The organism is Flavobacterium polysaccharolyticum (genome assembly GCF_038739875.1).
In the GTDB taxonomy this organism is placed as follows: domain Bacteria; phylum Bacteroidota; class Bacteroidia; order Flavobacteriales; family Flavobacteriaceae; genus Flavobacterium; species Flavobacterium polysaccharolyticum.
This window is the reverse complement of record NZ_JBCGDP010000008.1, coordinates 1-12,947: the sequence shown is the minus strand read 5'-3', so window position 1 is coordinate 12,947 and position 12,947 is coordinate 1. Positions and strand designations below refer to the sequence as shown.

15 protein-coding genes are annotated in these 12,947 nt (G+C 30.0%); 4 read left to right on the top strand and 11 right to left on the bottom strand.

Translation table 11 applies throughout. The annotated features are described in order from the left end of the window. The first annotated feature begins 96 nt into the window (after nt 1-96). A complete protein-coding gene (locus tag WFZ86_RS09390) occupies nt 97-564 on the top strand; it encodes a transposase (protein ID WP_342691700.1) in 468 nt (155 codons plus the stop codon). On the opposite strand, the gene WFZ86_RS09385 is transcribed toward WFZ86_RS09390, so the two are convergent. From WFZ86_RS09385 to WFZ86_RS09370, 4 genes are all read right to left on the bottom strand, one after another. Then, nucleotides 497-1,519 carry a hypothetical protein gene (locus WFZ86_RS09385; protein WP_342691699.1) on the bottom strand — a complete coding sequence of 341 codons (1,023 nt, stop codon included), beginning with the start codon at nt 1,517-1,519 and terminating at the stop codon, nt 497-499. The genes WFZ86_RS09390 and WFZ86_RS09385 overlap by 68 nt on opposite strands. 147 nt (nt 1,520-1,666) lie before the next feature. Continuing rightward, complete coding sequence (locus tag WFZ86_RS09380; RefSeq protein ID WP_342691698.1) at nt 1,667-2,134, bottom strand: barstar family protein; 468 nt, start codon at nt 2,132-2,134, stop codon at nt 1,667-1,669. 140 nt (nt 2,135-2,274) lie between these two features. Continuing rightward, nucleotides 2,275-2,784, bottom strand: a complete 510-nt coding sequence (locus tag WFZ86_RS09375) for a hypothetical protein (protein ID WP_342691697.1) — start codon at nt 2,782-2,784, stop codon at nt 2,275-2,277. A 227-nt stretch (nt 2,785-3,011) separates the two neighbouring features. Next, complete coding sequence (locus tag WFZ86_RS09370) at nt 3,012-3,557, bottom strand: hypothetical protein (protein ID WP_342691696.1); 546 nt, start codon at nt 3,555-3,557, stop codon at nt 3,012-3,014. 139 nt (nt 3,558-3,696) lie between these two features. On the opposite strand from WFZ86_RS09370, the gene WFZ86_RS09365 reads away from it, so the two are divergent. Then, a complete protein-coding gene (locus tag WFZ86_RS09365) occupies nt 3,697-4,203 on the top strand; it encodes a transposase (RefSeq protein WP_342691695.1) in 507 nt (168 codons plus the stop codon). A gap of 78 nt (nt 4,204-4,281) precedes the next feature. Here WFZ86_RS09365 and WFZ86_RS09360 read toward each other — a convergent pair whose 3' ends face one another. From WFZ86_RS09360 to WFZ86_RS09340, 5 genes are all read right to left on the bottom strand, one after another. Further along, nucleotides 4,282-4,698, bottom strand: coding sequence for a DUF4288 domain-containing protein (locus WFZ86_RS09360; RefSeq protein WP_342691694.1), 417 nt, complete (start codon nt 4,696-4,698; stop codon nt 4,282-4,284). A gap of 98 nt (nt 4,699-4,796) precedes the next feature. Beyond that, nucleotides 4,797-5,678, bottom strand: a complete 882-nt coding sequence (locus WFZ86_RS09355) for a clan AA aspartic protease (protein ID WP_342691693.1) — start codon at nt 5,676-5,678, stop codon at nt 4,797-4,799. A gap of 8 nt (nt 5,679-5,686) precedes the next feature. Next, nucleotides 5,687-7,279 (bottom strand): S41 family peptidase, encoded by a 1,593-nt coding sequence (locus WFZ86_RS09350; protein ID WP_342691692.1) that lies wholly within the window; start codon nt 7,277-7,279, stop codon nt 5,687-5,689. A gap of 79 nt (nt 7,280-7,358) precedes the next feature. Next, nucleotides 7,359-8,156 (bottom strand): helix-turn-helix domain-containing protein, encoded by a 798-nt coding sequence (locus tag WFZ86_RS09345; protein WP_342691691.1) that lies wholly within the window; start codon nt 8,154-8,156, stop codon nt 7,359-7,361. 150 nt (nt 8,157-8,306) lie between these two features. Further along, on the bottom strand, nt 8,307-8,855 hold the full coding sequence (locus WFZ86_RS09340) for a hypothetical protein (RefSeq protein ID WP_342691690.1): 549 nt from the start codon (nt 8,853-8,855) through the stop codon (nt 8,307-8,309). Between the two features lie 119 nt (nt 8,856-8,974). Between WFZ86_RS09340 and WFZ86_RS09335 the strand changes: the two genes are divergently transcribed. Then, a complete protein-coding gene (locus WFZ86_RS09335; RefSeq protein ID WP_342691689.1) occupies nt 8,975-9,517 on the top strand; it encodes a transposase in 543 nt (180 codons plus the stop codon). 34 nt (nt 9,518-9,551) lie between these two features. After that, entirely contained in the window at nt 9,552-10,622 is a 1,071-nt protein-coding gene (locus WFZ86_RS09330; RefSeq protein ID WP_342691688.1) for an IS110 family RNA-guided transposase, read from the top strand. Nucleotides 10,623-11,025: 403 nt separating this feature from the next. On the opposite strand, the gene WFZ86_RS09325 is transcribed toward WFZ86_RS09330, so the two are convergent. Together WFZ86_RS09325 and WFZ86_RS09320 are read right to left on the bottom strand one after the other, a co-directional pair. Then, nucleotides 11,026-11,484 carry a hypothetical protein gene (locus WFZ86_RS09325; RefSeq protein ID WP_342691687.1) on the bottom strand — a complete coding sequence of 153 codons (459 nt, stop codon included), beginning with the start codon at nt 11,482-11,484 and terminating at the stop codon, nt 11,026-11,028. An 886-nt stretch (nt 11,485-12,370) separates the two neighbouring features. Beyond that, complete coding sequence (locus WFZ86_RS09320) at nt 12,371-12,784, bottom strand: DUF3997 domain-containing protein (RefSeq protein WP_342691686.1); 414 nt, start codon at nt 12,782-12,784, stop codon at nt 12,371-12,373. Between the last annotated feature and the right edge of the window lie 163 nt (nt 12,785-12,947).

The window sequence follows — 12,947 nt, the reverse complement described above, 5'->3', positions numbered from 1 at the left end:
ATAAAATTACTCTTGATAATCCTGTTCGTTTTATTGAAGCTTTCGTAGAGCATATCTCGCTTGAATTGCTTGGTTTTACAACTCGTATTCTTAAAAGTGAAGGCATCTGGTTTTGAATCAAAAGTATTTCTTAAACTTTATCTTTATGGATATCTCAATGGTCTTAGAAGTTCGAGAAAGCTAGAAAAAGAGAGCATTCGCAATATACAATTGCAATGGCTTTTGTGTGGCATTGTACCCAATTATCACAGTATCTCTGATTTTAGAAAACATAATCCATCGGGATTAAAAAAAATGTTCAAGTTGTTTGTTTCGTTTCTTAAAGATGCTGACCTGATCGCTGGGGAAACCATTGCTATTGATGGCACCAAAAGTCGGGCGCACAATAGTAAGAAAGCCATTTTTCGGATTTGCCAAATCATCCCAAATACAAAACCAATTTTTCCATTAAGCCAAATAACCAAATTGCTTGTAGTGTGTGTTGGCAGATGTATTTTTACCAAGTTTTTCTTTCTGTATAATCTGGTTTATCTAGATATTCAATTACATACTCACTCATTTTAGGTTTCAATTTTTTATACAAGTCAACATAAATTGGTCCTTTGTATTTGTGAATTGCCTTAAATACATTTTCTTCATTGTATTTAAAATACCAAGTATCTGGATAGTTGCTTTTGTTCAAAATTTCGGTTAATAAAGCTAAACTTTCTTTATTCTTATATTTAGCGATGGCACGACAATAATATTTTAAATCGTCATAGGAGAATTGTTTTTTCTTTTTGACTATTTCATCGAAATATTTTTTTAGTATTGGGAAATAAATTTGATTCGGATTCACTTCAATTGATTTAAAAATCCAATCTCCACAAAAATCTTTTTGACTGTTAAAAATCTTTTTTAAAAATTCTAAATCTTCTTCTTTCTTAAATTTCGATAGTGCATAACAAGCACCTAATTGTACTCCACATCTATCAGTTTTTAATTTTGATTTTTGTTTTATTATTGAATAATATCTTTCATTTGGTTCAATATCTTGTATCATCCAATTTGAAACGTCTAAATATGAATATTTCAACAAAACACTATCAATTAAAATATTTTTCTCCGTTTGAGTAAGTTTTCTGCTGTCTTCTGCTTTTCTAATTAATAAATCTGAAACCATAAAGTTATCAGCCGCATCTTCGTAATACCACCATTCAACTTTAGTAGTATCGCTCAAATGTCCCAGAAGTATTTTAAAATAATCTTTATCATTTCTATTTACTAAAGTTCGGTAAGCAATTACTCTTAATATTGGGTCTTCACAATTAAGTAGTTTTAATAATTCTTCTTTTGTGCAATTTTCTTTTATAAAGTTTCTTGCAATTGTATCACTTGAAGGAAGTTTTTTTTCAGCAGCAAGTTTTTTTAGATGAATTTGGAGTTCATTTCTAAAGTCTGAAATTTTATTCGGATATGGTTTTTCACGTCCACAACTGAATATTATTGAAATTAGAATTATGTACGTGATTTTTTTCATAATATATCTTCTAACGTTCCAGATCTTGGCAAGGTTGCGAACTTCGGAACTGATTATTTTCTATCAAAGAAAAAATTTCTTGCGAAATATAAACGTGAATTTACTACAAAATTCGCAATCTTGCCAACACCTGTTGTAGGTAGTTTTTTATTCATTATTTTCTTTTTCAATTATCAGGTCAACAAATTCAGCATCTCTCAATAGCGCAATTATAAATTCAAAATTTTCTTTTCCAAATACTTTTTCAAGTTTTACAGTACCAATAATTTCAATTATACAATCTCCCGGAAATCCAGGTCCTTCTGCTGTTATTGCATCATTAAAAGCGTCAAGATTCTTTCCGAATAATTTTCCAGATTCAGAGTCAATTTCTGCTACATATTGATTCCAAAAGTCTTCTTTAGTTTCGCAAAATTCTCCGTTTATGAAAATCTTTCTTCGATGTCGAATTTTTCCGTTTTCATCTTCGATAATACTGACGAAAGTGTCTTTTCCATAAGCCATTTTGTCAAACACTTTTGAATATCCATAATTCAACCATCTTTTGTAAATCAATTTGTCATTGAAATACAAGTAGAGCTCATTATTGTCTTTAATTTCTTTTCGTATTATCACAGTTTCTAAAATTACCTACAAGGTCCCGCCTACAGCGGGTTTGGGACTAAATCAAGCCCTATTTTCGGATTTGCCAAATCATCCCAAGTACAAAACCGACTTTATATTAAGCCAATTGCCCAAATCCGTTGTAGTAGCTGTTACAGGATGTTTTTATCAAGTGCTATTATTTCTTTTATATGTTTTTTAGTAGCAAAACGATTAATAATAAATTGGTTGTAATTTGAAACAAGTATAAAAGCTATTTCTTTTTCGGTTGTGTCAATTACTTTACAAGTTTCAGGAATTTTAAATGTTGTTTTGATGTATTTACTAATTGGTTTTGTCCTTTCGTTAATTTCAGTAAATTCATTTCTGTATTTAGATGCAGTTTTGAAATGTGTTAAGTATTCCCATCCTTCCATTTCTCCTACATACTTAAAAGTATTCTCACTATTTGGTTGTAGTAAATGGATACCTCCTTTTTGGTGCGAATTACCTAAAACTAGTCCGCCTTCCGTTCCGTTTAATAGTAATCCTAAATCAATAAGTTTATGAAGTTCTTCAATTTTAAATTCAAAAATTTGTTTTGCTTCGGCAAAATAATAATTCCATTTGCCAATATTATGTTTGGCGCAAAAATCTTCAATAGAAATCCATTCAGAGCTCATAAAAATTTTATTAAAGGTGGTTTTACAGCTGGAAATTTTTACCCGTCAGATACTGACTCGTCTTCTGAAAATTTCGGTTCTCAAAATATCCTGTAACGTTCTGTCATTACAGCGGGTTTGGGACTAAATTAAGCCCTATTTTCGGATTTGCTAAATTATCCAAATACAAAACCAATTTAAAATTAAGCCAAATGCCCAAATCCGTTGTAGCGTGTGTTGGCGGTAGTTTATTTTTCTTCCCTCGAAATAAATAATAAAATGACAGCGATGATTTGCAATGCCGATTGTATAATATTTATAATTCCAGCAATCAAATTTGAATTAATTGTTTGAATAATAGTAATAGGTAAGGAAAACAAACCTAAAACAAGTAATGTAGCTATTACATATTTAATCCATTGTATTCCATTTCTAATTCCTATGCCGATTGCAATAATTATTCCTATTGTAATTATTCCAGTTAATATTGTTGAAAAAGAAGTAAAAACTTTTGGCGAGAAAAACATATACAGAAACCCAAATCCAGCAGATATCAATATTAAATTCGACGATTTTATTTCATTTGGGTGAAGAACTATAGTATCGCGTTCAATAGTTTGATTAATTTGAGAATTTATAATTTCAATTTCTTCTTCTGAAAATTCTTTCCCTCTAGATTTTAAAATTTCGAATGCATAATTGATTGCTTGTGGAGTAAATTTGCTCTCTGATTGAATGTATTCTTCAAGCTCACGATTTGATTTCTGCTCTAATATATATTTTTTTACGTTCATTTTAATTTTATTAATGTTTTATCGACTATATGTCGACTAAATTACTAGTAACGTCAGTCTGTGAAAAAACCTCCGCTTATTGTTTTTCAAAAGTAGTCAAAATTGAGTTACATAAGGAGGAAAAGTTGTATATTTAAGTATGCAACACATATCTGGAATCTCCCGCCAACAGTTACAATTAAGTAGTTTAGAGGATAAAATTACTCTTGATAACCTTGTTCGTTTTATTGAAGCTTTCGTAGAGCATATCTCGCTTGAATTGCTTGGTTTTACGACTCGTATTCTTAAAAGTGAAGGCCGTCCTAGTTTTGAATCAAAAGTATTTCTTAAACTTTATCTTTATGGATATCTCAATGGCCTTAGAAGTTCGAGAAAGCTAGAAAAAGAGAGCATTCGCAATATAGAATCGCAATGGCTTTTGTGTGGGATTGTACCCAATTATTACAGTATTTCTGATTTTAGAAAACATAATCCATCGGGATTAAAAAAAATGTTCAAGTTGTTTGTTTCGTTTCTTAAAGATGCTGAGCTGATCGCTGGGGAAACCATTGCTATTGATGGCGCCAAAAGTCGGGTGCACAATAGTAAGAATGTCATTTTTTCGGATTTGGCAAATCATCCAAATACGAAACCAACTTTCCATTAAGCCAATTGCCCGCCCGAGGCTGCAAGCCGAACAGACGAAGTAAATCCGTTGCAGTTAGCGATTGTGAATATTGTCAGTTTATATATCTTTTTTAGGCTTTATGTTTTCTAATAGTTCTTTTTCGGTGCGTGAAAATCTCGTAGCTCGTTTATTACTTATGAATCCGTAATCTGTCCACATCACTTCGGAACCATCTTCAAGATAATCTTCATAAATAGGGATTAACTCACCAATACCAACAAAAATCCATTCCATTTTTACTTTGTCTGAATTGACGAACTTAAATTCTGATTTTTTTCCAATTTTTACAGCTTTCATATAAGCTTCTTTTGGGTTATCAGCTTTAATTAAATGATGGTTTCCGTATGTAATTACTCTACGTAATTCACTTTCGTCGTTTCTATTAATTGGTTCGCATTTTTCAATGATTTCTGCGATATACCAACTTCCATTTATATTAGATATTTTGTCGTTTTCTGTCATTTTCTGTTGCATTATCTAGTGCGGGTTTGGGACTAAATTAAGCCTATTCTTCGGATTTGCCAAATCATTCAAATACAAAACCATCTTTCCATTAAGCCCAATCCCCAGTGTCATATGCCGTTTTTTTCATCAACATATTTTTTCCTAAATAAATGATTTGGTTTTAGGTAAACAAAATTGTTTTGGAAGTCTAAAAATATGTTAAACCTTTTTAAAACTTCATTACCCAAAATGTGTATGTTTTTATTTTTTAAGGGTTTGTTTCCTGTTGTTTGTTGTATAGGGATATTTTTTAGTTTATACTTTCCAATTTTTAATGCTTTTAAATTTGATGTAATTACAGGAATTTCATTTCCTTGCGCTCCCTTCATTGTCACTTTTTTTATTACCTCTAACTTTTCGATTGGAAATTTTCCTTCTTTTAGCAAATCGTTATCTAACATAACGGTTCTTTGATAACCTGTGTCAAATAAAAAAAGGGTTTTATTGGAAATGCCATTTTGTTTAATTTCACTCTCAACTAAAAAAATATTTTTGTAAAAAATAATACCAAGTTTTGTGAAATTTGAGTCTTTTTCTACGTTTTCCGGTAATTTAGAATGGATAATGAGTAAATTTTTATCATAATTTATTTCAACAACTTTATTTTTAAAAATATCCCAACCAAACCTTCCGTCTGTTCCGTGTCCTGTTAATTCGGCATCATAGACTTTGGTTTTATAGATAGTATTTCCAATTTTTAAATTGTAAAAACTAGTATAAAGTTTTGGAGTAGATTTAAGTTTATTATTTAAGACATCATTTATTAAAATTAGCTCCGTTGTTCCGGTATCAAAGTTAAGATTTAGAGTGTCTTTTTCATTGAAAATAGCCTTTATAAAAATTGTATTTTGCTCGTTAATTGTTAGAGGAATACTGTCGCTAACGATTGATTTTTGAGCAGAAGCATTTAAATATAAAAGTATAAAACAAAGTAATAATCCTTTTTTCATTTTTAGTATTATTGATGTTCTAGCTCTATTACTTTTTTAAACATAGGATCTTTTTGTAATAAGAAGTTTTTCCCAAATATGTCTTCATTTGTTGTAGTGCGTTCGTGTAAAAAAGCAATAGGGTAGGTTACAAAATGCTCGACTTGGTTCTGAAAAATATCAGCAACTGTTTTGCAATCAGTAAAATCGATTTGTGGTTCTAATCTAAAAATCACTTTGCTATAGGGTAAGCAAAATACAGAAGTAATGTTTTGCATGCCACCCAATAAATTTGGCATTTCACCAATACTGATTAAACGACTATTTTTATAAGCTAAGCTAGATAAATTACTGGTTGAAGAATAAATAAATCTATCTTGCAATATGTAAACAGCTCCATTAAATGCTAGGGTTTCTTTTTCCGGATAGAAAAAACTATAGTTGGGGATAATATTGTAAAACATTTTAAGATTTTTCAGTTTTGGACCTTCCTTTGTCAAACTCATACCATAGGCTGTGATTGAATCTTTATTCATTGCATAATACTTGCAGTTTAACGGACTTAATATTCGCCCAACGGTTATATTTGTTTTTAAAGTGTCGCTCATTATTTTTCCTAAAAATTTGCCGTAGGTAGTATCACTTCCACCACCATTTCCACGCACGTCTAATACAATTGACTTTACTGGAAATTTGTTTAATATGGTTTGAAAACGATTAGTTAAAGTATCTCCAAATTTTTCATCCATTGCAGGTATTTTACCATAAAAAATTTGCTCCTTTTCAAAGTAGTGTGTAATTACAGAAGCTGTACTGCTATTATATCCAAAATTATTTTTTTTCTCTTCAAGAAAAGTAACGGTATCATCTTTTGTTATGTTTAATATTCTCTTTTCTTGGTTATTGTCAATAAAAGTTAACTTTAATAGATTGTTCTTATATATTTCTCCTACAGTATAAAAATTTTCGTGATATACTTTTTTATTGGCTCTATCCCACCTTAATGGAGAAATTAATTCTTCCATATTCTTAACAAATTGATGAATCTCTTTATTATTACAACTTATTAATTTCATAGCTGCTGGATAGTTTTTTCCTTTATAAGAAAAAGGCAGAATATTATAGTACTCTCCATTGATATATACTAGTTCTAGTTTTAATTTGGTATAAAAATTTTCTTTTATAAATTTTTCGTACTTATAACTATGTGGAAAATCTAATGTGTCTAAACCAGTTGCAAAACCCTTTGGAATCCAAACTGTTTTTACAATATCTAAAAGCGAAGTACCTAATCTGTTACTGTGTCCGTCTTGTGCTGCAATTAAAGTTTTTTCTACCAAAAAAAGGTATTCCTCCATACTTGTTTTTGAAGTGATTTTCTTTTTTAGCTTTTTAGCGTGTTTGTTAAAGTCAATATTTCTTACTTCCTTATTGAATTGAACAATTGGACTTACTTGGTTGATGTAAGACACTAAAGAATCGTAATCAACCAACATTTGTGAACTTGTAAGCCTAGGTGTGCCTTCAAGATGTTTAGCAGGTATAGTAGTGATTTGAGCTTTACTATTTGAAAAACACAAAACTGTAACAACAGCTAAGAATAACTTTACATTAAATTTCATTTCTTTATTTTTAGTGAAGATCAAAAGTATGGTTACTTAAACAATAAAAATTGTAAAAATCTGCCAAGTATTTTAAGTGTCATTCCAAATTCCAAATAAGCATATCATCAACCTGTGAACTTGATTGTTTGAACTGAGATGGTGTACTATTGGTGTATTTTTTAAATGTTTTAATGAAATGAGATTGATCAGTAAAATTTAATGAATAGGCTATTTCTATTAACGGTATGCCTTTTAAAATTAATGGCATTGCTTCTCTAATTTTCCCTATTTGCAAATACTCTTTAGGGGTAGTTTGTAATTGATTAACAAAAAAACGGTGTGTAGAGCGATAACTTTTATGTAACAAATCATTTAATTCTTCGATATAATTTGCTTTCATAGCTTGGTTAAATAATATACTATTAGACATCATTTCATCTTTTAAAATAGATATGAAAAAATTTTCGATTTCGATTTGAATAATTTCTATGGAGTTATGGCTAAACACAATTTCAAACATAGGAGCCCAATTTTTGTTTTCACTCAAAATATTGTTCTTAAATATGTTTTGTGAAAGGTTCTCTCCAAAAAGGGCTTCTAAACCCATTGGGTTAAAGTTTATACATAACTCTTGATAGGGTTGCTTTGTGTTTATTTTTATGGGTTGTTTGTAAATTCCTGTTAGGTAGCTACTATTTTTTGTTGATGATATAATGCTATACTCGTTAGTGTTCAATTCAATCATTTCAACCCCTTTAATTAAACTAAGGCAATGATTTGTATTTGGATAACACAACTGACTTATAATTTTATTATCACTTTTTGTAATAAATAAAAAATATTGAATAAGTTCTTTTAATAGAGGGTTATGTGGGTAAACTATTTTAGTTTTCATTTTATTCAATTAATCTAAATCTATTCATTTAGTGCTAAATTTTTTTATTTCTTGTCAACCTATTTCAGGATTTGTCACCCTCAAAAGTTGTGAATAACTTTATGATGCTTTACATAGGAACGGCTGTTAGTGGTAGCGCTTGTTATGCATTTACTTTTTCAATTTTATCTCTTTAATTATTTGAAAACCCCAAAAACCGTTTTTCATTGTAATTTGTATATTATTCACGCCCTGTAACTCTTCAAAGTTATAATCGTGTATGTTAATTTCTCTTTTCACTCCCTTAATTTCTGTAATTATATAAATTGGCGAACTTCTATATGCCTTATGTTTTTCAAATATTAATGAAGTTATAACATATTGTTTATCTGTAGAAAAATAATTGTTAGTTAAAAAGAATAATGCGGAACAGATTGAACCATAAATTAAAATTTTAGGAACGAAAAAATCATAAATACTCAAACGCTTTTCAATTTTATTTGTTCTAAAAAAATACCGTAAACCTGATATTATTGTACCTGAAAGAAAGAATATAAAACTTAAAAAAACAAAACTAATGATTGTGAAATTATTGAACTCTCTAAGTGAATAAATAAATGAAAACACAGCTAGCACACCAATAAAAAGTTTTAGAATCATTATTATTGATTCTTCATTTTTATTTTTTTTTAACGGCTTGATTTTATTTCTTCTACTCATTTTTAGTTTTCTGCGGATGCGTTACCACTAACGTCAGCTTGTGAAAAAACCTCCGCTTATTGTTTTTCAAAAGTAGTCAAAATTGAGTTACATAAGGAGGAAAAGTTGTATATTTAAGTATGCAACACATATCCGGAATCTCCCGCCAACAGTTACAATTAAGTAGTTTAGAGGATAAAATCAATCTTGATAATCCTGTTCGTTTTATTGAAGCTTTCCTAGAGCATATCTCGCTTGAACTGCTTGGTTTTACGACTCGTATTCTTAAAAGCGAAGGCTGTCCTAGTTTTGAATCAAAAGTATTTCTTAAACTCTATCTTTATGGATATCTCAATGGTCTTAGAAGTTCGAGAAAGCTAGAAAAAGAGAGCATTCGCAATATAGAATTGCAATGGCTTTTGTGTGGCATTGTACCCAATTATCACAGTATCTCTGATTTTAGAAAAAATAATCCATCAGGATTAAAAAAAATGTTCAAGTTGTTTGTTTCGTTTCTTAAAGATGCTGACCTGATCGCTGGGGAAACCATTGTTATTAATGGCACCAAAAGTTGGGTGCACAATAGTAAGAAAGTCAATCTTTCGGATTTGCCAAATCATCCCAAGTACAAAACCGACTTTATATTAAGCCAATTGCCCAAATCCGTTGTAGCATCTATGTAAAAGCATAACTTAGAGTTACCAAAAAACGAAGATTATGCAATTACAAGATGCCTTAACTATTCCAAAGATATTCATTGGTTTAGACATTCACAAAAAAAGCTGGACAGTTTCCATTCAGACAGATCTGTTTTTTTACAGAACATTTTCAATGCCTTCTCTTGCTGAGGATTTATACCAATATGTGGAGCGAACATTTCCTAATCACGAAGTGGATTTAGTTTATGAGGCAGGTTGTTGCGGGTTTTCAGCAGCCCGTTATTTTTTAAACTTAGGCTGGCATGTTTTGGTGGTCAATCCCTCCGATGTCAAGACCGGAGATAAGGAACGCTATCAAAAAACAGACGCCTTAGATGCTAAAAATCTATCTAATCAATTAAAGGTAGGTGTTCTCAAGGGAGTTTATATTCCTAGTGAAGCACACGAACAGTTTACGACTTTGGCTCGTCATAGAACCCAAGTGACCAAGAAACTCCGACAAAGTAAATTACATATCAAAAGTATGTTGCTCTTTCATGGTATAACGATTCCAGAAGAGTTTGATAATTCGAATTGGAGTAAAGATTTCATTGCATGGCTGGAAAATATAAAATTCAGTAGCAGTTGTGGAGAAATGGCTTTACAGGGCAAGCTACGGATGTACCAATTTATCCGATCAGAGTATTTGGAAATTGCCAATCAAATGCGTGCTCATTGCCCAAAGACCCAAAAGAAAGATTATAATCTCTTGAAGAGCATTCCAGGAATTGGTGGTTATCTGGCCAGTGTGATTTTGGCCGAGTGTGGTGATTTACGCCGATTCAATACCGAAGGACAATTCAGCTCTTACATCGGATTGGTGCCTGGGATTTATAATAGTGGCGGATCAGAAAAATGTTTGGGAATAACCCCCAGAAGTCGTTCCCAATTACGAAGTTATTTAGTAGAAGCAGCCTGGATTGCCATTAGAAAAGATGCCGAAATACAGCAATATTACCGCAAACATCAAGGCAAGAATGCAAAGAGTGTCATCATTAAAATAGCTCATAAATTAGCACGAAGAATACTCTCGGTAATAAAAACGGAAACACCGTATCAAATCAATAGAAACTTAGTATTAGAAAAATAAATAATGTTCTTAAAAAAAAGCTCAACCATGACAGAAAATAGACTGCAAAACAGCCAAGGTGGTTCTATAAAACGAAGCCACATTTTGTAGCAGGCAGCTATTTTTTATTCTTACAATCATGCAGATGCTGGTGGTCTCGTTCTCAAAACGAGAACCACATATAGGAGTGTGAGCCTTAAGAATTTTAAAAGAAAGACTATGAAATAAAAGAGATATCAATTCGTGGCATTATTGAAAAAGTTAGAATAACTTTTTCAGTCTAAGCCTTCGGCGGACAAAAAGTTGTTTCCAACTTTTCCAACAAGCCGTTGGAACTGCATTTTATACTCGAAAAATAACCAACATATAATCATCCCATCAAAAGTTGTGAATAACTTTATAATGCTTTACATAGGAGTAGCTGTTAGCGGTTCGGTTTTATTTTCATTAGTTTTTCAGTTTCAGAATTATAAAGTTCAACTCCTCTTGAAACTTCTTCGTCATAGTATATTTCGTCAATGCCTATATAAATTAGTTTATTATCATCTTCTAAATTGCTATTTTTCATTTCCGCTAATTTTATACAATCTTTTCCTCTGATTAAACGTAAATAAATTTTTTTATCAAAATTTACTTTAGCCATTTCAACTAATCGTTTAAAAATTAATTCGTTAATTTCAGGATAGCATATTCCTCGGAAGCATTTTCTAATTGAGCATAATTCTTCAGTTTGAAAAAATGGATAATTTTCTAAAGGTTTTAATTTAGTTAAGTTTTCATTGCAATAATTATAGTATTCATATTGAATTGTCCCTTTTGGAGGAATTTGCCCAAAAGAAATATTTACAAACATAAATGCAATAATGATTTTTAAAATTTTCATTTATTATAGTTTACAATTGTGGGATTTCTGCCAAACTGACCGCTAACGTTTCGCGGCTTTAAGAAGTTGGGGATTTGTAAGCCCAAAACTTACGATTAAACACCGAAATTCAAAAGTACAAAACAAACTTTAAATTAAGCCCGAAAACCCCAATTTCTTAAAACCGCTGTGCTTGTTGCACAACTAAAATTCCTTCTTAAAATTCTGGTTTGTTAAATTATTTAAAATGTAATATGCTGATTTTTAATATGTAATCTGTTTGTGAAAATTGATTAAAAGTTAGATTTAGTCTTTTTTTAGTTGTGCAACAGCCACCGCTGTTAGCCGTTCGGTTTTTTTTACAATTATCTAATTTCATTTTCAATTCTATTTTCTATTTTATTAGTATGATTTAAAAAAAATGAATATGAATAACAATAAAATGTAAGTTAAAATCAATAGTAAATTAATAAGTAATAATTTAGAAAAATTTTGGAATTTAAAAATTTCATTTTTCAGTTTTCTATTAATAAATTTTGTTAAAATTAAAAGTCCGATAATTGGCAATATTCCAAAGATTATTAAATAAAATGAGCCATAAGCAAAAATCATATATATATTGTAAACAACGGAATATGATTCTATTTTAAATTTTAAACTTAAAAAAATAAACAATATTGTTAAAAATATTAATATTGAAGAAGTAAGTAAAACTAGTTTTATTAGTTTATTTATGATTTGAATAATTTTTTTAAACTTTTCATTTTCTGATATTTTTTTTATATTGTTATTGAAATTTCCACTCGAAATCATATTAATATTTTTTTCTTTTACTTTTTTACTTTTTTTCAATTTTATAAATTATTTTCTTCTGCATTCAGCTTCCATTTACATATAATTAAATGGTTTATTTAAATTGTTCATCAGCAAAAATTAAGTCAAATTTTAAGTTTTCAATATTAAATTTTGTTTTTATTTTTTCAAATTCTACTTCGTTTAAAGGTCCAAGAATTCCTTTTGAGTTATCTTCTTCATTTTTTTTAATGTCAATCAAATAATAATTAGTTTCCGTATTAAAATTTTGGCGTTGTTTGGCTATTATAAAACTTTCATTGTGACCGACTGCAAAAACATAACAACCGATAATTATGTTAGAATTGCTTTCAGAATTTCCAATTTTTTTTGTAATTGCTCTATTAGATTCAAGGTCGTTCCAACCAATTTCATATTGCCCAATAATTTTTTGATGTTCACTTTCATCAAACCAAGCACAACTATTTACAAAAATTGACAAACATATTAAACTAATTATTTTTTTCATCGGTATAGATTTTTTCTGCGTTCCGCCAAACTGACGGCTAATCGAGTCACGCAATGGAATTTCACCCTTACGTTCTCACGGAACCGTGCTTGAAAGTCTCCCTTCACACGGCTCTTCATAGTATTAAATCACACAAATGTACTTACATTTATGGATGTACCAA